Origin of the sequence: Streptomyces malaysiensis subsp. samsunensis (genome assembly GCF_024519315.1) — a bacterium.
GTDB classification, from domain to species: Bacteria; Actinomycetota; Actinomycetes; order Streptomycetales; family Streptomycetaceae; genus Streptomyces; species Streptomyces malaysiensis.
This window is the reverse complement of the sequence record NZ_JANIIC010000001.1, coordinates 79,448-103,673: the sequence shown is the minus strand read 5'-3', so window position 1 is coordinate 103,673 and position 24,226 is coordinate 79,448. Positions and strand designations below refer to the sequence as shown.

At 72.2% G+C, this 24,226-nt stretch carries 21 protein-coding genes; 17 read left to right on the top strand and 4 right to left on the bottom strand.

All coding sequences use genetic code 11. The features are described from left to right. Positions 1–8: 8 nt before the first annotated feature. The 12 genes from NQU54_RS00465 to NQU54_RS00410 all read left to right on the top strand — a co-directional run bounded on the left by NQU54_RS00465 (position 9) and on the right by NQU54_RS00410 (position 13,682). A complete protein-coding gene (locus NQU54_RS00465; protein ID WP_093699774.1) occupies positions 9–1,100 on the top strand; it encodes a nitronate monooxygenase in 1,092 nt (363 codons plus the stop codon). Continuing rightward, entirely contained in the window at positions 1,097–1,840 is a 744-nt protein-coding gene (locus NQU54_RS00460) for a 16S rRNA (uracil(1498)-N(3))-methyltransferase (RefSeq protein WP_257629231.1), read from the top strand. Before NQU54_RS00465 ends, NQU54_RS00460 begins: the two co-directional genes overlap by 4 nt. Positions 1,841–1,991: 151 nt before the next feature. Further along, positions 1,992–2,762, top strand: a complete 771-nt coding sequence (locus NQU54_RS00455) for a hypothetical protein (RefSeq protein ID WP_257629230.1) — start codon at positions 1,992–1,994, stop codon at positions 2,760–2,762. 78 nt (positions 2,763–2,840) lie between these two features. Continuing rightward, complete coding sequence (locus tag NQU54_RS00450; protein WP_100807267.1) at positions 2,841–3,200, top strand: histidine triad nucleotide-binding protein; 360 nt, start codon at positions 2,841–2,843, stop codon at positions 3,198–3,200. A 3-nt stretch (positions 3,201–3,203) separates the two neighbouring features. Next, the gene (locus NQU54_RS00445) at positions 3,204–4,124 is read left to right on the top strand and encodes a ribonuclease Z (RefSeq protein ID WP_257629229.1); all 921 of its coding nucleotides are present in this window, start codon (positions 3,204–3,206) and stop codon (positions 4,122–4,124) included. 330 nt (positions 4,125–4,454) lie between these two features. Further along, positions 4,455–5,540, top strand: a complete 1,086-nt coding sequence (locus NQU54_RS00440; protein ID WP_069866285.1) for a carbohydrate kinase family protein — start codon at positions 4,455–4,457, stop codon at positions 5,538–5,540. Between the two features lie 166 nt (positions 5,541–5,706). Beyond that, a complete protein-coding gene (locus tag NQU54_RS00435; RefSeq protein WP_257629228.1) occupies positions 5,707–6,711 on the top strand; it encodes a PhoH family protein in 1,005 nt (334 codons plus the stop codon). A 13-nt stretch (positions 6,712–6,724) separates the two neighbouring features. Further along, positions 6,725–7,222, top strand: a complete 498-nt coding sequence (gene ybeY, locus NQU54_RS00430) for an rRNA maturation RNase YbeY (protein WP_069865941.1) — start codon at positions 6,725–6,727, stop codon at positions 7,220–7,222. Next, complete coding sequence (locus tag NQU54_RS00425) at positions 7,219–8,523, top strand: hemolysin family protein (protein WP_167501480.1); 1,305 nt, start codon at positions 7,219–7,221, stop codon at positions 8,521–8,523. Before ybeY ends, NQU54_RS00425 begins: the two co-directional genes overlap by 4 nt. A 543-nt stretch (positions 8,524–9,066) precedes the next feature. Then, on the top strand, positions 9,067–12,045 hold the full coding sequence (locus tag NQU54_RS00420; RefSeq protein ID WP_257629227.1) for a beta strand repeat-containing protein: 2,979 nt from the start codon (positions 9,067–9,069) through the stop codon (positions 12,043–12,045). Positions 12,046–12,218: 173 nt separating this feature from the next. Further along, a complete protein-coding gene (locus NQU54_RS00415; protein WP_079260460.1) occupies positions 12,219–12,569 on the top strand; it encodes a cytidine deaminase-like protein in 351 nt (116 codons plus the stop codon). A gap of 81 nt (positions 12,570–12,650) precedes the next feature. After that, positions 12,651–13,682 (top strand): GTPase Era, encoded by a 1,032-nt coding sequence (locus NQU54_RS00410; RefSeq protein ID WP_257629226.1) that lies wholly within the window; start codon positions 12,651–12,653, stop codon positions 13,680–13,682. Between the two features lie 43 nt (positions 13,683–13,725). Here the strand turns inward: NQU54_RS00410 and NQU54_RS00405 are convergent, their stop codons facing one another. Both NQU54_RS00405 and NQU54_RS00400 read right to left on the bottom strand, forming a co-directional pair. Further along, positions 13,726–13,992: a protealysin inhibitor emfourin gene (locus NQU54_RS00405; RefSeq protein WP_069865945.1), complete on the bottom strand. Its 267-nt coding sequence runs from the start codon at positions 13,990–13,992 to the stop codon at positions 13,726–13,728. A 27-nt stretch (positions 13,993–14,019) separates the two neighbouring features. Then, entirely contained in the window at positions 14,020–15,147 is a 1,128-nt protein-coding gene (locus tag NQU54_RS00400) for a M4 family metallopeptidase (RefSeq protein ID WP_257629225.1), read from the bottom strand. A gap of 344 nt (positions 15,148–15,491) precedes the next feature. Between NQU54_RS00400 and leuA the strand changes: the two genes are divergently transcribed. From leuA to NQU54_RS00375, 5 genes are all read left to right on the top strand, one after another. Further along, the gene (gene leuA / locus NQU54_RS00395; protein WP_257629224.1) at positions 15,492–17,285 is read left to right on the top strand and encodes a 2-isopropylmalate synthase; all 1,794 of its coding nucleotides are present in this window, start codon (positions 15,492–15,494) and stop codon (positions 17,283–17,285) included. 248 nt (positions 17,286–17,533) lie between these two features. Continuing rightward, positions 17,534–18,244, top strand: a complete 711-nt coding sequence (locus NQU54_RS00390) for a TerB family tellurite resistance protein (RefSeq protein ID WP_257629223.1) — start codon at positions 17,534–17,536, stop codon at positions 18,242–18,244. 128 nt (positions 18,245–18,372) lie between these two features. Beyond that, a complete protein-coding gene (locus tag NQU54_RS00385; protein ID WP_257629222.1) occupies positions 18,373–20,601 on the top strand; it encodes an MMPL family transporter in 2,229 nt (742 codons plus the stop codon). A gap of 151 nt (positions 20,602–20,752) precedes the next feature. Continuing rightward, entirely contained in the window at positions 20,753–22,150 is a 1,398-nt protein-coding gene (locus tag NQU54_RS00380) for a sensor histidine kinase (protein WP_257629221.1), read from the top strand. Positions 22,151–22,406: 256 nt separating this feature from the next. Next, complete coding sequence (locus NQU54_RS00375; protein ID WP_079260457.1) at positions 22,407–23,084, top strand: response regulator transcription factor; 678 nt, start codon at positions 22,407–22,409, stop codon at positions 23,082–23,084. A gap of 124 nt (positions 23,085–23,208) precedes the next feature. Here NQU54_RS00375 and NQU54_RS00370 read toward each other — a convergent pair whose 3' ends face one another. Next, complete coding sequence (locus tag NQU54_RS00370; RefSeq protein WP_079257593.1) at positions 23,209–23,400, bottom strand: YegP family protein; 192 nt, start codon at positions 23,398–23,400, stop codon at positions 23,209–23,211. 131 nt (positions 23,401–23,531) lie between these two features. Further along, positions 23,532–24,176 carry a GNAT family N-acetyltransferase gene (locus NQU54_RS00365; RefSeq protein ID WP_257629220.1) on the bottom strand — a complete coding sequence of 215 codons (645 nt, stop codon included), beginning with the start codon at positions 24,174–24,176 and terminating at the stop codon, positions 23,532–23,534. Positions 24,177–24,226: the final 50 nt, after the last annotated feature.

The window sequence follows — 24,226 nt, the reverse complement described above, 5'->3', positions numbered from 1 at the left end:
ATGTGGCCATGTCCTCCGCGCTGACCGATCTCCACCGGTACCCGATCGTGCAGGCGCCGATGGCGGGTGGAGCCTCCTGCCCGCAGCTCGCCGCCACTGTCTCCGAGGCTGGTGGTCTCGGATTCCTCGCCGCCGGCTACAAGACGCCGGAGGCGATGTATGAGGAGATCAAGCAGCTGCGGGGGCTGACCGACCGGCCCTTCGGCATCAATCTGTTCATGCCGCAGCCGCCCAACCCCGACCCGGCCGCCGTCGCGGCCTACGGCGAGCGGCTCGTGGGCGAGGCGGCCTGGTACGAGACCTCGCTCGGCGACCCGGACTCGGGCTCCGACGACGCGTACGACGCCAAGCTCGCGGTGCTCCTCGACAACCCGGTTCCGGTCGTCTCGTTCACCTTCGGCTGCCCGACCCGCGCCGTCCTCGACGCCCTCGCCAAGGTCGGCACCCGCACCGTCGTGACCGTGACCTCGCCCGTCGAGGCGCAGACCGCCCAGTGGGCGGGCGCCGACGCCGTCTGTGTGCAGGGCGTGGAGGCCGGCGGCCACCAGGGCACGTACAGCAATGACCCGGCGGCCGACGGGATGGGCGTCGGGCTCGGTCTGCTGTCGCTGATCACGCTGGTCCGCGAGTACGTCCAGATCCCGATCATCGCGGCGGGCGGCATGATGCGCGGTTCGCAGATCGCCGCCGCGCTGGCCGCGGGCGCGGTCGCGGCCCAGCTGGGGACGGCGTTCCTGGTGTGCCCCGAGTCCGGGGCGAACGCGCTGCACAAGCAGGCGATGACGGATCCGCTGTTCGGCCGGACCGAGCTGACCCGCGCCTTCTCCGGCCGTCCGGCCCGGGGCCTGGTCAACCGCTTCATGCGCGAGCACGGCCCGTACGCACCCGCCGCCTACCCCCAGCTGCACCACATGACCTCCGGCCTCCGTAAGGCGGCCGCCAAGGCGGGCGACCCCCAGGGGATGGCGCTGTGGGCCGGGCAGGGGCACCGGCTGGCGCGTGAGCTGCCCGCCGCGCGGCTTGTGGAGACGCTCGCGGTCGAACTCGACGCGGCGCGGGGCGCGTTGGGCTTTCAGCCCCAGCGGGGTGCGGTGTCGTGACCGCCCCGGTGTTCGTGGCCGACTCCCTGGCGGGGGCGGTCGCGGGGGCCCGGGTCTGGCTGGAGGGTCCGGAGGGGCGTCACGCGGTGTCCGTAAGGCGGCTGCGCGTCGGTGAGCCGGTGGTGCTGACGGACGGTCACGGCACGGGCGTCCAGGGCACCGTGATGGCCGTGGAGGGCAAGGACCGGCTCCAGGTCGCGGTGGACGAGGTGCGCCAGGAGACGGCCCCGGAGCCGAGGATCACCGTCGTCCAGGCGCTGCCCAAGGGCGACCGGGGCGAGCTGGCGGTGGAGACCATGACGGAGACCGGCGTGGACGCCGTCGTCCCGTGGTCGGCCGCCCGCTGCATCACCCAGTGGAAGGGCGAGCGCGGCCTCAAGGCGCTCGGCAAGTGGCGGTCCACCGCGCGCGAGGCGGGCAAGCAGTCCCGTCGGCTGACCTTCCCCGAGGTCATGGACGCGATGACGACCCGGCAGGTGGCCCGGCTGCTCGCGGAGGCCGCGTTCGCGGCCGTGCTCCATGAGGAGGGCGCGGAACCGCTCGCGACGGCCCAACTGCCCGCGAGTGGCGAGATCGTGTTGGTCGTCGGACCCGAAGGGGGCGTCTCCCCGGAGGAGTTGGCGGCCTTCGCCGAGGCGGGCGCGCGGCCGTACCGGCTGGGCCCGAGCGTGCTGCGCACCTCCACGGCCGGAACGGCGGCCGCCGCGCTGCTGCTCGGCCGCACCGGCCGCTGGGGATGAAGGGGGATGAAGAAGGTCCTCCGCGGCCTCTGGCGCGCCCTCCACGACTTCTGGAGCGCCCCTCCAACGCTTCTTCTGACGGGTCCGCACCTGGCCGAGGACGGCCTTCCGGTTGGCGTCGGCCGATGGGAACCTATCCACCATGGGGGTATTGAGCCAGGCAAGGCGGGGACGGGCGCTGTGTGCCGCCGCGGTGGTCGGCGCGGCGGTGGTCGCGGTGACGGGGTGTGAGCCGACGGGCGGCAGCATCAGCTCCGCGACGATCGCGATCACCACGGACCGGGTGACCACCGAGGCGTTGGAGCGGGGCGGTGTCGGCGTCCGCTGGATGAGCTGCAACGCCGACTTCAGGAACGGCCGTACGGCAGGTACCGATGCCAGTGCCTCGCCCTCGCGGAGCGAGCGGGCCGGGGAGACCGACGCGCGGGTGGACTGCCAGGGCAGGACCGAGAACGACAAGGACATCAGGATCAGGGGCCGGGTCACCTACGTACGGGAGGACCACTGCGTCCGGGGCGACTTGACCGGCCAGGTGGACGGCCGGAAGGTCTTCCAGGCGAATGTGATCGGGGAGTGCCAGGGCGGCGCCCGGGACACCGAGAGCCCCCGGCCGACCGGCGGTCAGCCCTCGGACGACCGGACCACGGAGGGCCCCGAGCCGACGCGCAGCCATCCCTGGGACCACCGGACGACCGAGGGGCCCGAGCCCACCCGTAGCCACCCGTGGGACCACCGCACCACGGAGGGCCCCGAGCCCACCCGTACCCACCCCTCGGACCACCCGGCCACCGAGGACGGCGGCGGTAAGGCCGGCACCGAAGACGGCGGCGGTAAGGACGGCGGCGGCCAGGCCGGCACCGAGAACGGCGCCGGTAAGGCCGGCGCCGAGGGCGGCGGTCAGGGCACCGGTCCGGGCGAGTAGTCCACGATCTCTTCCGCCGGCAGGGCCTCCCGGTACCATCCGGACCGTAGGTGCCGACGATCCGTAAGGGAGCCACCGGTGGCGGGAGAACCGCAGGCCGACTGCCTGTTCTGCAAGATTGTGTCGGGGGAGGTGCCGGCCACCGTCGTCCGTGAGACGGACACCACCGTCGCCTTCCGCGACATAAATCCCCAGGCGCCCACGCACGTCCTGGTGATCCCCAAGGTGCACTACTCGGACGCGGCCTCCCTCGCGGCGGCCGAACCGCAGGTCACCGCGGATGTGCTGCGCGAGGCGGGCGGGGTCGCGGCCGATGAGAAGCTCGACGAGACGGGCTACCGCGTGGTGTTCAACACCGGCTCCGGCGCGGGGCAGACCGTCTTCCACGCACATGCCCACGTCCTCGGCGGCCGCGGGCTCAACTGGCCTCCCGGATAACCCTTGTCCGCACGGGAACTGATCGTCCTCGGCACCGCGAGCCAGGTGCCGACACGGCACCGCAACCACAACGGCTATCTGCTCCGCTGGGACGGTGAGGGCCTGCTGTTCGACCCCGGCGAGGGCACCCAGCGCCAGATGCTGAGGGCCGGGGTCGCCGCCCATGACATCGACCGGATCTGCGTCACGCACTTCCACGGGGACCACTCCCTGGGCCTGGCCGGGGTGATCCAGCGGATCAACCTCGACCGGGTGCCGCACCGGGTGACGGCCCACTACCCGGCGAGCGGACAGCGGTTCTTCGAGCGGCTGCGGTACGCGACCGCCTACCGCGAGACCGTGGCGCTGACCGAGGAGCCGGTAGCCGGTGACGGCGCGATGCTGGCCCGCACCTCCGCGTACACCCTGGAGGCGGCCCGGCTCTCGCACCCCGTCGAGTCCTACGGCTACCGCCTGATCGAGCCGGACGGCCGCAGGATGCTGCCCGAGCGGCTCGCCGCGCTCGGCATCCGCGGCCCGGAGATCGGGCGGCTCCAGCGGGAGCGGGTCCTGGAGGTCGAGGGGCGTACGGTCACGATCGAGGAGGTCAGCGAAGTGCGCCCGGGGCAGCGCTTCGCGTTCATCATGGACACCCGGCTGTGCGACGGCGCCGACGCGCTGGCGCAGGGGTGCGATCTGCTGGTCATCGAGTCGACCTTCCTGGACGAGGACGAGGCGCTGGCCGTCGAGTACGGGCATCTGACCGCGGGACAGGCGGCCCGGGTCGCCGCCGGGGCGGGGGTGCGGCATCTGGTGCTGACGCACTTCTCGCAGCGCTACGGCGATCCCTCCGACTTCGAGCGCCAGGCGCGGGCCGCCGGGTTCGAGGGGGAGCTCACGGTCGCCCAGGACCTGATGACGGTGGCGGTGCCCAAACGGCGCTGAGAGCGCCGAGGAAGGGCCGGCGGGAGCCGTCCGGGCCCGCGGGAAGGCGCGGGACGGCGCGGGCCCGAGACGGGGCGGTGGCTGGCTCCGGGCCCGTGGTGGGGCAGTGGCGGGTCCCCGGGCCCGAGACGGGGCGGTGGCTGGCTCCGGGCCCGTGGTGGGGCAGTGGCGGGTCCCCGGGCCGGTAGGCGGCCCCGGAGGGGGTCGGTGGCCGGACCCCGGCCCCTTGTCGGTCCCATCGTGCACACTGGCCGCACCCGCGTCCGACGATGGAGGCGGACCCGCAAGACCTGGGAGAGCGCGGTGACGACACACGACGGCGACAAGCTCATGGCGGGCTACCCCATGCTCGACCCGCTCGCGACCGTGCGCCGGCCCGGTGACCCGGAGTGCGATGTCTATCTCACCGGCACCGTCTTCCTGGACATCATCTTCACCGGTCTCGACAGCGCCCCCGTCCGCGGCACCGAGTCCTGGGCCCGCGGCATGGGCTCGAGCCCCGGCGGCGTCGCCAATATGGCCACCGCCCTGGCCCGGCTCGGCCTGCGCACCTCCCTCGCCGCCGCCTTCGGCGACGACCACTACGGGGACTACTGCCGCGACGCCCTGGACCGCGGCGAGGGGATCGATCTCTCGCTCTCCCGCACCATCCCCGGCTGGCACTCCCCGGTGACCGTCTCCATGGCCTACGAGGGCGAGCGGACCATGGTCTCCCACGGCCATGAGGCCCCGCCGCCCGAGGAGCCCGCGCCCAGCTGCCCGCCCCCGGCCCGCGCCGCCGTGGCCTCCCTGGTGCCCGGCCGCGGCCAGGAGTGGGTGGCCGAGGCCGCCCGCCACGGCAGCAGGGTCTTCGCGGACGTCGGCTGGGACGACAGTGGCCGCTGGGATCCGGCCGACCTCGCCGAGCTGGAGCACTGCGAGGCGTTCCTGCCCAACGCCGAGGAGGCGATGCGCTACACCCGCACCGACTGCCCGCGCGCCGCCGCCCGTGCCCTCGCCGACCTGGTCCCGCTCGCCGTCGTCACGCTCGGCTCCGAGGGGGCGTACGCGGTCGACGGCCGCACCGGCGAGACCGCGGAGGTGCCCGCGATCTCCGTGGAGGCCCTGGACCCGACCGGGGCCGGGGATGTGTTCGTCGCCGGGTTCGTCACCGGCACGCTCGCCGGGTGGCCGCTCGCCGACCGGTTGGCCTTCGCCGGGCTGACCGCCGCGCTGTCGGTGCAGGAGTTCGGCGGCTCGCTGTCGGCGCCCGGCTGGGTCGAGATCGCCGCCTGGTGGCAGCACGCCCGCGCCTACGACGACCAGCCCGCCCGCGCGCTGCGCCGCTACGCCTTCCTCGACCGGCTGCTCCCGGGCGCCGCCCGCCCCTGGCCGCTGCGCCGGGCCGTCCCGACGATCGGTTTCCGCCAGGCGTAGGCCGGGCACGGACCGGGCGCGGTGCCGCATCCCGAGCGGAGTGATGAGCGGATGGGAGTAAAAGGGCTCGGGTCTTGTCGGTGCTCCGTCGTACCCTGGAAGCCAAGGTTGTCGAGCGGCGAGAACCCTTGTATCGGGAGGTAGGAGCAGGCCAGAGAGCCGGCCCATGACGCAACCAACCACAGCACCGCAGGCGCATGCGCGGTTCACGGTCCCGAACAAGCACCCGATGGTCATGGTGCTGGGATCCGGTGATGCGCTGCTCCGTGTGATCGAGAAGGCGTTCCCGGCGACCGATATCCACGTACGGGGCAACGAAGTCAGCGCCACCGGGGACCCGAAGGAAGTCGCCCTGGTCCAGCGTCTGTTCGATGAGATGATGCTGGTGCTCCGCACCGGTCAACCGATGACGGAGGATGCGGTGGAGCGCTCGATCTCCATGCTGCGCGCGGCCGAGAACGGCGAGGGCGGAGTGCAGGAGACGCCTGCCGAAGTGCTCACCCAGAACATTCTCTCCAACCGCGGCCGCACCATCCGCCCCAAGACGCTCAACCAGAAGCGCTACGTCGACGCCATCGACAAGCACACGGTCGTCTTCGGTATCGGCCCCGCGGGCACCGGAAAGACCTATCTGGCCATGGCCAAGGCGGTCCAGGCACTGCAATCCAAGCAGGTCAACCGGATCATCCTGACCCGGCCCGCGGTCGAGGCGGGGGAGCGGCTCGGCTTCCTGCCCGGCACGCTCTACGAGAAGATCGACCCGTATCTGCGCCCGCTCTACGACGCGCTGCACGACATGCTCGACCCCGACTCCATCCCGCGCCTGATGGCCGCGGGCACGATCGAGGTCGCTCCGCTGGCGTACATGCGTGGCCGTACGCTCAATGACGCGTTCATCATCCTCGACGAGGCCCAGAACACGAACCCCGAGCAGATGAAGATGTTCCTCACCCGGCTCGGCTTCGACTCCAAGATAGTGATCACGGGCGACATCACCCAGATCGACCTCCCCGGCGGGACCAAGAGCGGTCTGCGCCAGGTGCGGGAGATCCTGGACGGCGTCGAGGACGTTCACTTCTCCATGCTCACCAGCACCGACGTGGTCCGTCACAAGCTGGTCGGCCGGATCGTCGACGCATACGACCAGTACGACAGCCGCAACGGAAAGTAACCGCGAACCCACCATGGCGATCGACGTCAACAACGAATCCGGTACCGATATCGACGAGCGGGCGGTGCTCGACGTCGCCCGCTACGCACTCGCCCGGATGCGTATCCACCCGCTCTCCGAGCTCTCGGTGATCGTCGTCGACGCCGACGCCATGGAGCAGCTGCACATCCAGTGGATGGATCTGCCGGGGCCGACCGATGTCATGTCCTTCCCGATGGACGAGCTGCGCCCGCCGGCCAAGGACGACGAGGAGCCCCCGCAGGGCCTCCTCGGGGACATCGTGCTCTGCCCTGAAGTGGCCAAGAAGCAGGGGGAGGAGGCGCCGACCGGGCACTCCATGGACGAGGAGCTCCACCTGCTCACCGTCCACGGCGTCCTCCATCTCCTCGGCTATGACCACGAGGAGGCGGACGAGCGCGCCGAGATGTTCGGCCTCCAGGCCGCCATCATCGACGGCTGGCGCGCGGAGCAGGGCCTGACCGGCCCCTCCCCGGCCCCCACCGTCCGATGAGCGCGCAGCTCGTCACCGCGGCCGTCCTGCTGGTCGTGGTGGCCTGGCTGGCGGCCTGCGCGGAGGCCGGTCTCGCCCGCACCACCCGGTTCCGCGCCGAGGAGGCCGTGCGCTCCGGGCGGCGGGGCAGCGCCAAGCTGATGCTCGTCGCCGAGGACCCCACCCGCTATCTGAATGTGGCGCTGCTGGTGCGGGTCGCCTGTGAGGTCGCGGCGGGCGCGGTCGTCACGTTCGCGTGTCTGCGCGAGTTCCCCGAGACCTGGAAGGCGCTGACCGTCGCGATCGGCGTGATGGTCCTGGTGTCGTATGTGGCCGTCGGCGTCTCCCCGCGCACCATCGGCGCCCAGCACCCGCTCAACACCGCGACCGCGGCCGCCTATGCGCTGATCCCGCTGGCCCGGGTCATGGGCCCCATCCCGCCGCTGCTGATCCTCCTCGGTAACGCGCTCACGCCCGGCAAGGGCTTCCGCAAGGGCCCGTTCGCCTCCGAGGCCGAGCTGCGCGCCCTGGTGGACCTCGCCGAGCAGGAGTCGCTGATCGAGGACGAGGAGCGGCGCATGGTCCACTCCGTCTTCGAGCTCGGCGACACCCTGGTGCGCGAGGTGATGGTGCCGCGCACCGACCTGGTGGTCATCGAGCGCTTCAAGACCATCCGGCAGGCCCTCACCCTCGCGCTGCGCTCGGGCTTCTCCCGGATACCGGTCACCGGGGAGAACGAGGACGACATCGTCGGAATCGTCTACCTCAAGGACCTGGTCCGCAAGACGCATATCAACCGCGAGGCCGAGGCCGAGCTGGTCTCCACCGCGATGCGGCCCGCCGCCTTCGTGCCGGACACCAAGAACGCGGGCGATCTGCTGCGCGAGATGCAGCAGGAGCGCAACCATGTAGCCGTCGTGATCGACGAGTACGGCGGCACGGCCGGCATCGTCACCATCGAGGACATCCTCGAGGAGATCGTCGGCGAGATCACCGATGAGTACGACCGCGAGCTGCCGCCCGTGGAGGACCTCGGCGACGGCACCCACCGGGTGACCGCCCGGCTCGCCCTGGGCGACCTGGGCGAGCTGTACGGCACCGACCTGGACGACGAGGACGTCGAGACGGTGGGCGGGCTGCTCGCCAAGGCGCTGGGCCGGGTGCCGATCGCGGGCGCCAAGGCGGAGGTCGACGTCCCCGAGGGCGGTGTCGACCCCGCGCTCAAGGCGCTGCGGCTGACCGCCGAGTCCCCGGCGGGCCGCCGCAACCGCATCGTCACGGTGCTGGTCGAGCCGGTCCGCGAGACCGCCGCGGCCGAGTAAGCGCTCCGCTGGAGTGCCGCGATGCGTCGGTGGCCATCCGCGGCGCCGTCGTGGCTGGTCCCACGCGGCGGAGCCGCATATCGACACGGCCGAGGCGGAGCCGCATTCGACACGGCTGCGGCGGAGCCGCATATCGATACGGCCCCGCGCCCCTTCGGAGCGCTGCGGAACCATAGCGGACTTCCTCCGACCTCTCCCGACCGGCCGCTTCCCGTGCCCCCGCCGTATGCGCGGGGGCGCGGCATCCGGTCGCGCGAAAGCGGGCCGTCGCGCCGGCGCATCGGCAACGCGCGGCTCGCGCTGCGCCATATGAGTGGAATAGCCGTCCGCTCCCTGGCTCATCCGACGTAGGCCCCCGCTTACTTGCAACTACCGACTGGTGGGTCGCCCATACCTCTGTCGGGGGACTGCCGGCTTGTCTGCTTGACGTAGACGGGTCGGCCGTATGGGCACCCCCGCGCAGAGGCCAAGGCCCCCCGTGGCATGCGCCGCGCGGGGCCGGGCGGCTCATCCCCCCGAGATCAGGAAAGGGCGGCCGCTTCCATGTCCACCACCACGGTGACCTCCACACCGAATCCCTCCGTCTTCGGCCAGTCCGTCACCTACACCGCCACCGTCTCCGGCATCACCGCCGGGACCGCTCCGTTCGGAGACGTGACCTTCGTCATCACCGGTGGCCCGACCCTGGGCCCCGTGACGCTCACCCCGACCGGGCCCGACTCCGGCACGGCCAGCGTGACCGACTCAACCCTCGCCGCCGGGTCCCATCTGGTCACGGCGAACTTCGTCAACTCCACCGATCCGTTGGACAATTCGTCCGGCACGACCATCCAGCAAGTCAACCAGTCGGCGACCACCACCACCGTCACCTTCGTCCCGCCCGCGCCCGTCTGCGGGGAGACCGTGACGCTGACCGCCAGTGTGGCGGCGGTGCCCCCGGGCAGCGGCACGCCCACCGGTACGGTCACCTTCATCGTCAGCGCGGACGGGCCCACGGTGACCGGGACCCTCGACGCGTCCGGGAACGCCTCCGTCACCGTCCCCGGGTTGAGCGTGGGCACGCACCAGGTCGCCGCGTTCTACAACGGCGACGCCGACTTCGCCGCGTCCAACTCGCCGTTGACGACGCTCACCGTCAACCCGGCGTCCTCCACCACGGCCCTCACCGTCTCCCCCGCCTCGCCGGTCTGCGGTGAGCCGGTGACCCTGTGCGCCCAGGTGTCGGTCGTCGCGCCCGGCACCTGCCCCCCGACGGGCACGGTGACGTTCACCGTCGCCGGCGGCCCGACACTCACGGGCACCCTGGACGCCACCGGCCAGGCGTGCGTGACCACCAGTGACATCCCGGTGGGGACGCACGCCGTGACGGCCACCTACGCCGGCGACGGCGATGTCGCGGGCTCGACCGACAGCGGAACGGTCACGGTCGGCCAGGGAGCCTCCACGACGTCGGTCACGGTGTCCCCCGCCGCACCCGTCTGCGGTGAGACGATCACCATCTGCGCCCAGGTGACGGTGGTGCCGCCGAGCACCTGTACGCCCACCGGCACGGTGACCTTCGTGATCACCGGTGGTCCGACCCTGACCGGGACGCTGGACGCGACCGGCCAGGCGTGTGTGACCACCAACGCGCTGACCGCGGGGTCGTACACCGTAACGGCCACCTACGGGGGCAGTACGGATATCGCGAGCTCCACCGGCACGGCGTCGATCACCGTGGGCCAGGGCGTCTCGACCATCTCGGTGAACGCCTCGCCCAGCCCGTCCGTCTGCGGTGAGCCGGTGACCATCTGCGCGGACGTGAGCGTCGCGCCGCCGAGCACCTGTACGCCCACCGGCACGGTGACCTTCGTGATCACCGGTGGCCCGACCCTGACCGGGACGCTGGACGCGACCGGCCAGGCGTGTGTGACCACCAGTGACATCCCGGTCGGCACCCACACCGTGACCGCCACCTACGCGGGCGACGGGGACGTCATGGGCTCGACGGCGACCACACCGGTCACGGTGAACCAGGCGTCCTCCACGACCGCGCTGACCATCACGCCCCCCTCTCCGTCGTGCGGCCAGTCGGTGACCCTGTGCGCGCAGGTGACCACGACGCCGCCCGGCACGTGCACTCCGACCGGGACGGTGACGTTCACGATCGCGGGTGGTCCGACGTTGACCGGGACGTTGAACGCGACCGGTCAGGCGTGTGTGACGACCAGTGCCATTCCGGTGGGTACGCACGCGGTGATGGCCACCTACTCCGGGGACACCGGCGTGGCAGGCTCGGGCGACACCGGTTCCGTCACCGTGGGCCAGGGCGTCTCGACCACGACGCTGACCATCACCCCCGCCTCCCCGGTGTGCGGTCAGTCGGTGACCCTGTGCGCCCAGGTGACGGTCGCGTCGCCCAGTACGTGCGCTCCGACCGGGACGGTGACGTTCACGATCGCGGGTGGTCCGACGTTGACCGGGACGTTGAACGCTAGCGGTCAGGCGTGTGTGACGACCAGTGCCATTCCGGTGGGTACGCATGCGGTGACGGCCACCTACGGCGGGGATACGGGTGTCGCGGGTTCGTCGGCCTCCGGCTCCGTCACCGTCGGCCAGGCCGCGTCCACGACCGCGCTGACCATCACCCCCGCCTCCCCGGTGTGCGGTCAGTCGGTGACCCTGTGCGCGCAGGTGACGGTCGCGTCGCCCAGTACGTGCGCTCCGACCGGGACGGTGACGTTCACGATCGCGGGTGGTCCGACGTTGACCGGGACGTTGAACGCGACCGGTCAGGCGTGTGTGACGACCAGTGCCATTCCGGTGGGTGCGCATGCGGTGACGGCCACGTATGCCGGGGATACGGGTGTCGCGGGTTCGTCGGCCTCCGGCTCCGTCACCGTCGGCCAGGCGGCCACCATGACCGTGCTCACCTCCTCGCCGAACCCCTCCACCCCCGGCCAGAACGTGACCTTCACCGCCACCGTGACCGCGGTGCCGCCGGCGGGCACCCCGACCGGGACCGTCACCTTCGTGATCAGCGGTGGGCCCACCCTCACCGGCACGCTCAACGGCGCGGGGCAGGCCACCGTCAGCACCAACACCCTCACCACCGGGGCGCACACGGTCGTGGCCACCTATGGCGGCGACGGCTGCTTCGCCGGTTCGACCTCACCGGCGATCACCCAGAACGTGGCCACGGCGCCGACCGGGACCACCGTGACCGCCACCCCGGCCACCATCCGGCTGCGGTTCAACGGCACGTTCGTCATCCCGACCCTGAGCGCGACCCTGAGGGACTCGTCCAACAACCCGATCCCCGGCCAGACCATCACCTTCGTCGCCAACTCCGTACTGGGCCCGATCGCGTTGGGCAGCGCGGTCACCAACGCCAGCGGTACGGCGACGCTCAGCAATGTCACCGTCCCGCCGACGGTGATCACCGCCTCGACGTACACCGCCTCCTTCGGCGGCGCTCCGGGCCTGAACCCGTCGTCCGACTCGGCCTCGCTGAACTTCCAGCCGACGCCGCTCCTCCCGTAAGGCCCTGAGCACATCTGGGCAGCACACCTGGAGGACACCGCGTATCGCCCGCGCCGGGCCGCCGCACAGCGGTCCGGCGCGGGCCGCCGCGTGCCCGGTGGCGGACCGGGGCCGGCTTCCCGGCCGCCCCACCGGAGTCACCCCCGGTCAACGCCCCGCATATGCTCATCCGCATGAGCGAAGCAGCCCAGCTGGACCCCGAAGACCGCAAGATCATCACGCTGGCCCGCTCGGTGCGCGCCCGCAACTCCGTGGCGGAGGGCGCCGCCGTCCGTGATGAGACGGGGCGTACGTATGCCGCCGGGACCGTGGCCCTCGACTCGCTGAAGCTGAGCGCCCTCCGGACCGCCGTCGCCATGGCCGTGGCGAGCGGCGCCACGTCCCTGGAGGCCGCGGCCGTGGTGACCGACGCGGAGAGCGCGTCGGAGGAGGACCGCGCGGCCGTACGGGACCTCGGCGGGGCCGGGACCCCGGTGCTGCTCGCGGGCCCCGACGGCACCCTGCGGGCCACGCTGCCCGCCTGACCGCACCCATCGCCGCGGGCGTTCGTACGAGGCCGGGACGGCTGGTCGGAGCGGGCCGGGGCATCGGGGAGAATGGGGGCCATGACTGCCGGTACCTCCCCGTCCCCGACCGAGCAGCGGGAGACCCCGCACCGCTCGGGCTTCGCCTGCTTCGTCGGCCGCCCCAACGCGGGCAAGTCGACCCTGACCAACGCGCTGGTGGGGACGAAGGTCGCGATCACCTCGAACCGCCCGCAGACCACCCGCCACACCGTCCGCGGCATCGTGCACCGCCCCGACGCCCAGCTGGTGCTCGTCGACACCCCCGGTCTGCACAAGCCGCGCACCCTGCTCGGCGAGCGGCTCAACGATGTGGTGCGCACCACCTGGGCCGAGGTCGACGTCATCGGCTTCTGCCTGCCCGCCGACCAGAAGCTGGGCCCCGGCGACCGCTACATCGCCACCGAGCTCGCGGGGATCAAGAAGACGCCCAAGGTCGCGATCGTCACCAAGACCGATCTGGTCGAGCCCGAGCAGCTGGCCCAGCAGCTGATCGCCGTCGACCGGCTCGGCAAGGAGCTGGGCATCGAATGGGCCGAGATCGTCCCGGTGTCGGCGGTCGGTGCGGAGAAACCGGAGAAAGCGGAGAAAAGGGGGGCGGGACGCAGCCCCTCGGCCGAGGGTGGTGGTGGGAGAGGGGCCGGCCAGGTGGATCTGCTGGCGGATCTGCTGGTTCCGCTGCTGCCCGAGGGGCCGGCGCTCTACCCCGAGGGCGACCTCACCGACGAGCCGGAGCAGGTCATGGTGGCCGAGCTGATCCGGGAGGCCGCGCTGGAGGGCGTACGGGACGAACTTCCGCACTCCATCGCGGTGGTCGTGGAGGAGATGCTGCCCCGCGAGGACCGCCCCGCGGACCGCCCGCTCCTGGACATCCACGCCAACCTCTACATCGAGCGGCCGAGCCAGAAGGGGATCGTCATCGGCCCCAAGGGGCGCCGTCTCAAGGACGTGGGCACCAAGTCCCGCAAACACATCGAGGCGCTGCTCGGTACGCCGGTTTTCCTCGACCTCCATGTGAAGGTCGCCAAGGATTGGCAGCGGGACCCGAAACAGCTGCGGAAGCTGGGCTTCTGAGCGCGGTTGCCTGACCCCTACGAGCCCTTCTCCGACGGGCCCCCTACGCGCCCTCCTTCAGCACCGTGCGGATCAGTTCCCGCTGGGCGTCGCTCAGCTGGGGGTCCGCGGCGTGGACGGTGCGGCCGTCGACGGTGATCTCGTACTGGAAGCCGTCGGGGACGCCGCGGGCGGCCGTGGTGCGGCCGGTCTCGACGGCCTGGTGGGCCAGGGCGTCCAGATGGGTGGCGTCGGGCCGGCCGGCGGTGTCCAGCTCGGCCCGGCGCTCGATTCCGGCGAATCCGCCGGTGCGGGTGACGGAGATGCGCATGGCTCCATCACTACCCGATGGCGTGCCCTAGCGCGCGCCCACGCGGGCCCGCAGATCGGTGATGCCCACCCCGGCCCACGCCTCCCGCACCGCCGCCTGCTCCTCGCCCTCGCCGTAGCGGGCGTGGGCCGCGGCCACCGTAAGGTGCGCGAAGTCGGCGAACTCCGCGTCGGAGGCCAGATCGCCGCCGGTCAGCACGTCGAACCAGATCTGCCCGGCGCGCTCCCAGGCGTTGCCGCCCAGGGCGGTGGCGGCGAGGTAGAAGGCGTGGTTGGGGATGCCGGAGTTGATGTGGACGCCGCCGTTGTCGCGTGAGGTGTGGACGTAGTCGTCCATCGTGCCCGGCTGCGGGTCCTTGCCCAGCACATCGTCGTCGTAGGCCGTGCCCGGGGCCTTCATGGAGCGCAGGGCCACTCCGGTGACCCGGTCGGTCAGCAGCCCCGCGCCGATCAGCCAGTCGGCCTCCCCGGCGCTCTGGCCGAGCACATGCTGTTTAACCAGGGCGCCGAAGACGTCGGACATCGACTCGTTGAGCGCCCCGGACTGGCCGAAGTACTCGAGGTTGGCGGTGTACTGCGTGACGCCATGGGTGAGTTCGTGGGCCATCACGTCGACCGGGATGGTGAAGTCCAGGAAGACCTCGCCGTCCCCGTCGCCGAAGACCATCTGCTCGCCGTCCCAGAAGGCGTTGTTGTAGTCCTCGCTGTAGTGGACGCTCGCGTTCAGCGGCAGGCCGGAGTCGTCGATCGAGCGCCGCCCGTACGCCTTGAGGAAGAGCTCGAAGGTCGCGCCGAGCCCGTCGTAGGCGCGGTTCACCGAGTCGTCCCCGCCCGCCTCGCCGCCTTCGGCGCGCACCTTCTTTCCCGGCAGCGCGGTCTTGTGGCCGGCGTCGTAGATGGTGCGCACGGGCTTGTCGGAGGGCGCGGCGGCGCGCGCCGCGGGGATCCCGCGCACGGTGGTGATCCGGCGCCGGGTGCGCTGGAGCGCGTCGTGCTCCAGGGTGCGGCGGGCGGGATCGGCCAGCGAGGCGTCCTCGGCGTGGGACAGCTTGTCGAGGACGTGGGGCGGCACGATCGTGCAGAAGGCGCTGTGGCGGCGACGGCGGGCAGGGGCAGGCGTGGGGGCCTGCGCGTGGGCATTGGCGTTGGCGTCCATGGCTGGCAATGTCGCACCGCGTCATCCTGGTGTCACGCCTTGCGGTCATGATTGCTGAAATCGAGTGGAAGATGGGGGAAGGTGTGTATTCCTCCGCGGATCATGTTCTGGTCCGCATAGTGATACAGGTCCGCCATGGCCGTCCGGCTCGGTTAGGCTGCTTCCCATCATGCGTTTCGGGCTGCTTCTCCTTAGCTGCCGCGGCGAGGGCCTGTAGTCGAAGGCCGACCCCCTCCCCGCGGAGTTCGGCGTTGCGGTGATCACGCCCTGTCGGCCGCCCCAGGACCTCCGCGACAGCGGATTCGTCCAGCGGACAGCGGATTCAACAAGGAGCCCCGCGCACCATGACCCACTCCGATACGCCCGGCCAGTCCGAGACCTCCGGTAACGCCGTCGGCCGTCCCACGCCCATCACCGCCGCGACCGTCACCCAGCGCCCCTCGGGGATGCCGATCCACAAGTACGGCCCGTACGAGGCCGTCGACATCCCGGACCGCACCTGGCCGAACAACCGCATCACGGTCGCCCCGCGCTGGCTGTCCACCGATCTGCGGGACGGCAACCAGGCGCTGATCGACCCGATGTCCCCGGCCCGCAAGCGCGAGATGTTCGACCTGCTGGTACGCATGGGCTACAAGGAGATCGAGGTCGGCTTCCCCTCCTCCGGCCAGACCGACTTCGACTTCGTACGGTCGATCATCGAGGAGGGCGCGATCCCGGAGGACGTGACGATCTCCGTCCTCACCCAGGCGCGCGAAGAGCTGATCGAGCGCACCGTCGAGTCGCTGCGCGGGGCGCACCGGGCCACCGTGCACCTGTACAACGCCACGGCCCCCACCTTCCGCCGCGTGGTCTTCCGCGGTACCCGGGAGCAGGTCAAGCAGATCGCGGTGGACGGCACCCGGCTGGTGATGGAGTACGCCGACAAGATCCTGAGCGCTGAGACGGTCTTCGGCTACCAGTACAGCCCGGAGATCTTCACCGACACCGAGCTGGACTTCGCGCTGGAGGTCTGTGAGGGCGTCATGGACGTCTGGCAGCCCGAGGAGGGCCGCGAGATCATCCTCAATCTGCCGGCCACCGTGGAGCGCTCGACCCCGTCCACCCACGCGGACCGCTTCGAGTGGATGTCGCGCCATCTGTCCCGCCGTGAGCACATCTGCCTGTCGGTGCATCCGCACAACGACCGCGGCACCGCCGTCGCCGCCGCCGAGCTGGCGATCATGGCCGGGGCGGACCGGATCGAGGGCTGTCTGTTCGGGCAGGGCGAGCGCACCGGCAATGTCGACCTGGTCACGCTGGGCATGAACCTGTTCTCCCAGGGCGTCGACCCGCAGATCGACTTCTCGCAGATCGACGAGATCCGCCGCACCGCCGAGTACTGCAACCAGATGGAGATCCACCCGCGCCACCCCTACGCGGGCGACCTGGTCTACACCGCCTTCTCCGGCTCCCACCAGGACGCCATCAAGAAGGGGTTCGAGGCGATGGAGACGAGCGCCGCCGAGCAGGGCAGGACGGTGGACGAGATCGAGTGGGCGGTTCCGTACCTGCCGATCGACCCCAAGGACGTCGGCCGCTCCTACGAGGCGGTCATCCGCGTCAACTCGCAGTCCGGCAAGGGCGGCATCGCCTATGTCCTGAAGAACGACCACAACCTGGACCTGCCGCGCAGGATGCAGATCGAGTTCTCCAAGACGATTCAGGCCAAGACCGACGCAGAGGGCGGCGAGGTCACCCCGGGCCAGATCTGGGCGGCCTTCCAGGACGAGTACCTGCCGACCGACGACAACCAGTGGGGCCGGATCGCACTGCGCAGCGCGCAGACCTCCACCACCAGCGAGGGCACCGACGCGCTCACCGTCGAGGCGGTCGTGGACGGCGCCGAGACGGTGCTGACCGGCACCGGCAACGGCCCGCTGGCGGCCTTCTTCGACGCCCTGGCCGCGATCGACCTGGACGTACGGCTGCTGGACTACTCCGAGCACACCCTGAGCGAGGGTGCCGCGTCCCAGGCCGCCGCGTACATCGAATGCGCCATCGGCGGGAAGGTGCTGTGGGGCGTCGGGATCGACGCCAACATCGTGCGCGCCTCCCTCAAGGCGGTCGTCTCCGCCGTGAACCGGGCGCGCAGGTAATTATTTGAACGCGCCGGTGATCTCGCGCCGGTGATCTCTCGCCGGTTTTGCCGGTCCCACCGGTCCGCACCGCGCGGGTCCATCACCCCGCTGACCTGGTCACCCACCGGGGCCCCGTGCACCACGAGAGGTGGACGGGGCCCCGGGTTTGGCCTGTTGTCTCCGTTCGGGGTACTGACGTCACATCATGGATGTGGCTAGCATCACGTCAACGCGGCAACGTGGCCGAAGCGTTATGGAGGTGTGACGTGGTGCACCGGCGAGCCCGCCGTGACCGGGACCTGTGTGTGGTAGGCGTGCGCACTCTGTGGCGGACCGTCGGCGATGGTGAGTTCTTCTGCCCGGAATGCGGGGGCGACCGCAACTACCGCCGGCGTACCGGCCGGCGCCGCATCGTGGTGCTCGGCCTGCCCGTGCTGCCGCGCGGACCGGTGGCGCCCATCGTGGAATGCGCGGCCTGCGGCGGCCGCTACGGCACGGACATGCTGGACCACCCCACCACCACCCGCTTCTCCGCGATGCTCCGCGACGCGGTGCACACCGTGGCCCTCGCGGTCCTGGCCGCGGGCGGCACCGAGGCGACGGCGGTCCGGCAGGTCGCGGTGGGCGCGGTGCGCGCCGCCGGGTTCGCCGATTGCAGCGAGGACCAACTCCTCGCGCTCATCGAGGCCCTCGCCGCCGACACCGGGCGGCTCCCGGGCGCGTGCGGCGAGCGCGACGGCCTGGACCCGTGCGGTACGGCGCTGGCCATCGAGCTGCACGAGGCCCTGGAGCCGCTGGCGCCGCATCTGGCCCCCACCGGCAGGGAGGCCATCCTCCTCCAGGGCGCCCGGATCGCCGTGGCCGACGGGCCCTACCGCCCGGCCGAGCGCGCGGTCCTGGAAACCGTCGGCCGGGCCCTGATGATCTGCCCCGATGACACGGCCCGTCTGCTCGCGGCCACAAGGGCGGCGTTCTGAACCAGCGATTCCGGCTCGCTTCATTACTCCCGCGGGAGTAATCGCCCCCGCCCCGCCTCCGGCGCAGTAGCCGTCATCTCCGTCGTCGGCGCGACGCGTCCGCGCCCCGGCGCCGGAAGCCTGGGGGCATGCAGACGACATCGTCACGGAACGCGAGAGATTCCGAACAACCGGACGCGTCGCCGCCCTCCGCGGCCCGCGGAAAGCGGCGGCGCCGCACACTGCCCTGGGCGGTCATCGCGGGCTGGGTGCTGCTGCTCCTCGTCGCCGTCCCCTTCGCGGGCAAGCTGGAGGGCGCCAAACGGGACACGGCCGTCGACTACCTCCCCGCGGGCGCCGACTCCACCCAGGTGGCCCGGCTCCAGGAGGGGCTGCCCGGTGGCGACGCCATCGACCTCGTCCTCGTCTTCCACCGCGACGGCGGGCTGACCGGTGGCGACCGTAAGGCGGCCGGCGAGCGGGTGGCCGAGGTGGCGGCCCACCACGACCTCGTCGGCGGCCAGGCGCCGCGCGCGGTCCCGTCCAAGGACGGCACGACCCTGATGTACCCGGTGGCGCTCACCGGCCTGACGGACGAGAAGGAGCGGGCGGACGCCGTCAAGGACGTCCGCGCCGAGCTCGCCGCGCACCCCGAGGGGCTGCGCGTCCAGGTCGGCGGCCCCGGCGCGCTCAGAGCCGACTCGCAGGAGGTCTTCGCCTCCACCGACGGCACGCTGATGTTCGCCACCGCCGGGGTGGTCGCCCTGCTGCTGATCATCACCTATCGCAGCCCCCTGCTGTGGCTGGTCCCGCTGGGGGTGGTCGGCGTCGCCGCCATGGCCGCGATGGCGATCGTCTACGGCCTCGTCGAGGGTTTCGACCTCGTCGTCACCAGCATGAGCTCCTCGATCATGACGGTGCTGGTCTTCGGCGCGGGCACCGACTACGCCCTGCTGATCGTGTCCCGCTACCGCGAGGAGCTGCGCCGCCACCGCGCCCCGTACGACGCGATGCGCGAGGCCCTGCGCGGCTGCGGTCCCGCCGTGCTCGCCTCCAGCGGCACCGTGGCAGCCGGGCTGCTGTGTCTGCTCGCCGCCGACCTCAACAGCAGCAGCGGACTGGGCCCGGTCGGCGCCGTCGGAGTCGTCTGCGCGCTGGCCGCCATGATGACGCTGCTGCCCGCGGTGCTGGTGCTGCTGGGGCGGCGGGTGTTCTGGCCGCTGATCCCCGCCTACGGCAGCGAGCCGCGATCGACCCGGCGCGGGTTCTTCGAGGCGATGGGCGGCTCGGCCCGCCGCCGGCCCGGGACCGTACTCCTCGGTGGCGCCGCGCTGCTGGGCGTTCTCGCCATCGGTGTGCTCAATCTGCCCGGCAACCTCAAGCAGGAGGACACCTTCACCGACAAGCCCGAGTCGGTGGCCGCGACCGAGACCCTCGCCCGCGCCTATCCGGACAGCAGCAGCCAGCCCATCAGCGTCATGGCGCGCACCGCGGGGGCGGACGAGGCGCTGCGGCTGGCCCGCGCCACGGAGGGGGTGGCACGGGCGGACGCCGGGCGCAGCGGCGGCGGCTGGACGGAGATCGACGTCTTCCCGCGGGGCGCCCCGCAGTCGGCGCGGGAGACGGCCACCCTGCACGCCCTGCGCTCCGGCCTGGTACGGGTCGAGGACGCCGACGCGTTGGTCGGCGGGCCCAGCGCCCAGCAGCTCGATCTGAAGGACACCAACGCCCGTGACCGGATGCTGGTCATCCCGCTGGTGCTGATCGCCGTGCTGCTGATCCTGGCGGCCCTGCTGCGCAGCCTCGTCGCGCCGCTGGTGCTGGTCGTCGCCGTGGTCGCGGTGTGGGGCGCGGCGATGGGGCTCGGTGGCCTGTTCTTCGAGCCGGTCTTCGGCTTCGCCGGGGTCGATCCCGGGCTGCCGCTGCTCTCCTTCGTCTTCCTGGTCGCCCTCGGCGTGGACTACGGCATCTTCCTGATGCACCGGATGCGGGAGGAGTCGCTGCGCGGGGCGAACGTCCCGGACGCGGCCGTGACCGCGCTGCGCACGACGGGCGGGGTGATCGCCTCGGCCGGCCTCGTGCTGGCGGCGACCTTCGCGGTGCTGGCCACGCTGCCGATGGTGATGCTGGTCGAGATGGGGTTCGTGGTGGCGGTCGGGGTGCTGCTCGACACCTTCCTCGTGCGGACGTACCTGGTGACGTCGGCGAGCCTGCTGCTGAAGCGGTGGGTGTGGTGGCCGGGTGCCCTCTTCCGGCGTACGGCCGCCGGGCCCGGCGTGCCTGACGTGCCCGGGTCGCCCGACTCGTCGGCCTCGGCCGGCCAGGGCGGCCCCTCCGGCGCCGGGTCCCGTCCCGAACCGGCCGTACGCGGCGGCTGACGCCGTCTCTCAGCCCGGACCGGCCGCACAGGGGACGGCCGGTCCGGAACCCCCTCGTAACGCCCCCAGGGGATGCGTAGCGCCTTACGGATCCCCACCGTTGTACGGATCCCTGCCGCCCTATGGATCGGCCCGAAGCGGATCCCCGAGGATGGAGCCCGTGCCCGCACCTTCCGCGACCCACTCCGCGAACAACCCACCGGCGCGCTCCGCCGCGCACTCCGCCGTCCACCGCGCCATCGCCTCCGTGCTGCGTGCCCTGCACAGCGGCCCCCGCCCCGCCGAGAGCCGGGGCGAGACCCGCAGGCGGCGCTGGGTGGACGCCGGGATCGCCGGTGCGGTGCTGGTCCTACAGATCGGGCTGGCCCTGCTGGGGCCCGGCGACAACGGCCATCGGCCCGACGCGATCGGCTGGGCGCTCCTCGCCGCGAGCGCCGCGGTGCTCGTGGGGCGGCGGCACAGCCCGATGGTGGTCACCGCGGCGGTGGTGCTCATGGTCGGGCCGTACCACGCCATGGACAACGTCCATATCGCGGTCGTCCCGGCCGGGCTGCTCGCCGTCTACACTCTCGCCGTGATCGGCCCGCCGCTGCGGTCCTTCCTCACGGTCTCCATCCTGCTCGCGGGCATGGTGACGCTGATGACCCTGGGCAGCAATGTGCAGGCGGGCGCCGACATGCTGCGCAGCTCGGGCTGGGTGCTGTCGGTCGTGGTGATCGGCGAGGCGATCCGTATCCACCGCAAGTACATCGCCGCGATCCTGGAGCGGGCCGAGCGCGCCGAGCGGACCCGCGAGGAGGAGGCGGCCCGCCGGGTCGCCGAGGAACGGCTGCGTATCGCGCGGGATCTGCACGATCTGCTCGCGCACAGCATCACCCTCATCGGCGTTCAGACCTCCGTCGCGGCGCATGTGCTGATCGCCGACCCCGAGCGGCTGGACCGGGAGGCGATGGCCAAGGCGCTCGACGGGATCGCCGACACCTGCCGGGACGCCCGCGCCGAGCTCCGGGCGACCCTCCAGGTGCTTCGCGGGGCCGCGGGCGGCGACTCCGACCGCCCGGACGAGGAGGACACCGGGCCGCTGCCGGGGCTCGCCGGACTCGCCGACCTGGCCGCGGCGGCGGAGGCGGCGGGCGTACGGGTGAACCTTACGGTCGGCGTGGAGGCGTCCGAGCTGTCGCCCGCCGTGGGCGCCGCCGCGTACCGGATCGTTCAGGAGGCCCTGACCAACGCCGTCCGCCACGCACCGGGGACGCGGGTGCGGATCACGCTCGTACGGGACGAGGCGGAGCTGTGCGTCGCCGCCGTGGACGAAGGCCCCAGCGGTGAGGGGCCGCCCGTGACCACCGGGGCCGCCGAACCGGGCTTTGGCATCGTCGGCATGCGCGAGCGGGCCCGCAGCGTCTCGGGCACCCTGACCGCCGGGCCACGCGAGGACGGCCCCGGCTTCGCCATCAGGGCCGCGCTGCCGTGGGGCAGGGGCGGCTCGCCCGGCGGCCGCACCGGCAGCGGACAGACCGTCGTACCGCCCAGGGAGGCCACCGCATGACCACGACCCTCTCAACGAGGCCCGCAGCAAGGAGGGTCCACCAGTGACCACGCCACGGGACCCGGCGTCCGGGACCAGCTTGGACCCGGCCTCCGGGATCAGCTCAGACCCGGCGTCCGGGATCAGCCCGGACCTGGCGTCCGGGACCAGCTCAGCCCCAGCCTCCGGGATCAGCCCGGATCCGGCGTCCGGGATCAACGGCCAAGCGGACCCCGCCCCGGGGGCCACCGCGCCGGATCCCGCGTCCGGGACCGCCGTGCCGATCAGGGTGCTGCTCGCCGACGATCAGACGCTGGTCCGTGCCGCCTTCGCCATGCTGGTCTCCTCGGCCCGCGACATGGACGTGGTCGGGCAGGCGGGCACCGGCCGCGAGGCCGTCGAATTGGCCCGCACCGCCCGTGCCGACCTCGTGGTCATGGACATCCGGATGCCCGATCTCGACGGCATCGAGGCCACCCGCCGTATCGCCGCCGATGAGGACCTCGCCGATGTCAGGGTCCTCGTCCTGACGACCTACGACACCGATGAGCACATCGTCGAGGCGCTGCGCGCGGGCGCGTCCGGCTTCCTCGTGAAGGACACCCGGCCCGCCGAACTCCTCGACGCCATAAGGACCGTGGCGGCGGGGGAGTCCCTGCTCTCGCCCGGCCCCACCGCCCGTCTCATCGCCCGCGTGCTGCGCCTGCCGGACGCCCCGCCGCCAGGCGTCCCCGCCCCGGCCGCGCTGGGCGTGCTCTCCGAGCGCGAACGCCAGGTGCTCGCCCTCGTCGCGCGCGGTCTCAACAACGCGGAGGCGGCCCAGGCGCTCGGCCTCTCACCGCTCACCACCAAGACCCATGTCAGCCGCATCATGGGCAAGCTCGGCGCCCGCGACCGCGCCCAACTGGTCATCGCGGCCTACGAGTCCGGCCTGGTCACCCCGTCCCGCTCCTGACCGGGCGCCCGCACGGGGCCGCACGAACGCGCCGCCAGGAGGCGCGAACGGAGGGCGGTCGGCGCCGTGCGGCCGCCCTGGACCGTTCCGCGCTCCGTGACCGCTTACGGCCTCCTGCGACCGCTTACGACTTGTCGGTCGGGATCTCCTTGATCTCGGCCGTCGGGGCGTTCTTCTTGACGGATTCGACGCCCTTCTGCGCGGCGGACTTGGACTCGTAGGCTTCGCCGACCGCGATGATCTCGCCGTTGCCCGCCTTCAGCCGGAAGCGGTGCTTGCCGCGCTTGTCCTCGTAGATCTCGAACTTGCCCGCCATGGGTGCCACCTCCATTAGCCGTCGCGGCCCCCTCAAACCACCGTAGGGCGGGCGATGCGGCCTCGCACTCCCGCGTCCGAGCGCATCAGGGGCGCGTATCAGGGGCACATCGAAGGAGCGCGGGGACGCCGTCAGGCAGTGCCGAACAGCGGGCGGCACGGCTCCAGTCCGGCGATCTCGACCGGGGTGGTGCGGTGCTCCTCCCAGGCCGCGCGGTCCAGCCGCAGCCGCTGGAGGGTGCGGGCCTCGCCCCTTACGGCGACTACGGACAGCCCGTCGGGGCGGTAGCCGAGCCGCCGGGAGACCCCCAGCGAGCGGCCGTTCTCCACCATCGCGCCCGAGGTGACCGACCGCGCGCCCAGCCCCTCGAACGCCAGGTGTGTCACCGCCGCCCGCATCTCCGTGCCCAGGCCCTTGCCCTGGTGGGCGGCGCCCAGCCAGGAGCCGGTCTCGGCCTCCCGCGTGACCGCGAAGTCGGTCGCCAGCAGGTCCTGCCGCCCGATCACCGTGCCCTCGTGCAGCACCGCGAGGCTCAGCGTCCACTGCTCCGGCCGCCATTCGGCGATCGTGCGCAGCACATGCTGGAAGGTGCTGCGCCCGCGCTCCTCCGGGGGTGCGTCGGTCCAGGGGAGGCTGAAGGGCATCTCGGCCGGGTCGTGCACCCCGTCCGCCGCGGCCGCGGCGAGTTCGTCGAGCCGGGGGATGTCGGGAAGCCGCAGCTCGAGGCGTGGCGTACGGAGGCGAAGCCCGTACAGGGGCCAGTAATGGGAGTCCATGACGGGAGGCTGCCGGAGGCACGGCCGTCGCGTCGAACCAATTACGGCCC

Excerpts from the sequence above, each read along its gene's own strand:
- NQU54_RS00465 (WP_093699774.1), top strand. The coding sequence starts at position 9 with ATGTCCTCCGCGCTGACCGATCTCCACCGGTACCCGATCGTGCAGGCG.
- NQU54_RS00440 (WP_069866285.1), top strand. The coding sequence starts at position 4,455 with ATGGCGGGCTACCCCATGCTCGACCCGCTCGCGACCGTGCGCCGGCCC.
- NQU54_RS00435 (WP_257629228.1), top strand. The coding sequence starts at position 5,707 with ATGACGCAACCAACCACAGCACCGCAGGCGCATGCGCGGTTCACGGTC.
- ybeY (WP_069865941.1), top strand. The coding sequence starts at position 6,725 with ATGGCGATCGACGTCAACAACGAATCCGGTACCGATATCGACGAGCGG.
- NQU54_RS00425 (WP_167501480.1), top strand. The coding sequence starts at position 7,219 with ATGAGCGCGCAGCTCGTCACCGCGGCCGTCCTGCTGGTCGTGGTGGCC.
- NQU54_RS00420 (WP_257629227.1), top strand. The coding sequence starts at position 9,067 with ATGTCCACCACCACGGTGACCTCCACACCGAATCCCTCCGTCTTCGGC.
- NQU54_RS00415 (WP_079260460.1), top strand. The coding sequence starts at position 12,219 with ATGAGCGAAGCAGCCCAGCTGGACCCCGAAGACCGCAAGATCATCACG.
- NQU54_RS00410 (WP_257629226.1), top strand. The coding sequence starts at position 12,651 with ATGACTGCCGGTACCTCCCCGTCCCCGACCGAGCAGCGGGAGACCCCG.
- NQU54_RS00405 (WP_069865945.1), bottom strand. The coding sequence starts at position 13,992 with ATGCGCATCTCCGTCACCCGCACCGGCGGATTCGCCGGAATCGAGCGC.
- NQU54_RS00400 (WP_257629225.1), bottom strand. The coding sequence starts at position 15,147 with ATGGACGCCAACGCCAATGCCCACGCGCAGGCCCCCACGCCTGCCCCT.
- leuA (WP_257629224.1), top strand. The coding sequence starts at position 15,492 with ATGACCCACTCCGATACGCCCGGCCAGTCCGAGACCTCCGGTAACGCC.
- NQU54_RS00385 (WP_257629222.1), top strand. The coding sequence starts at position 18,373 with ATGCAGACGACATCGTCACGGAACGCGAGAGATTCCGAACAACCGGAC.
- NQU54_RS00380 (WP_257629221.1), top strand. The coding sequence starts at position 20,753 with ATGGAGCCCGTGCCCGCACCTTCCGCGACCCACTCCGCGAACAACCCA.
- NQU54_RS00370 (WP_079257593.1), bottom strand. The coding sequence starts at position 23,400 with ATGGCGGGCAAGTTCGAGATCTACGAGGACAAGCGCGGCAAGCACCGC.
- NQU54_RS00365 (WP_257629220.1), bottom strand. The coding sequence starts at position 24,176 with ATGGACTCCCATTACTGGCCCCTGTACGGGCTTCGCCTCCGTACGCCA.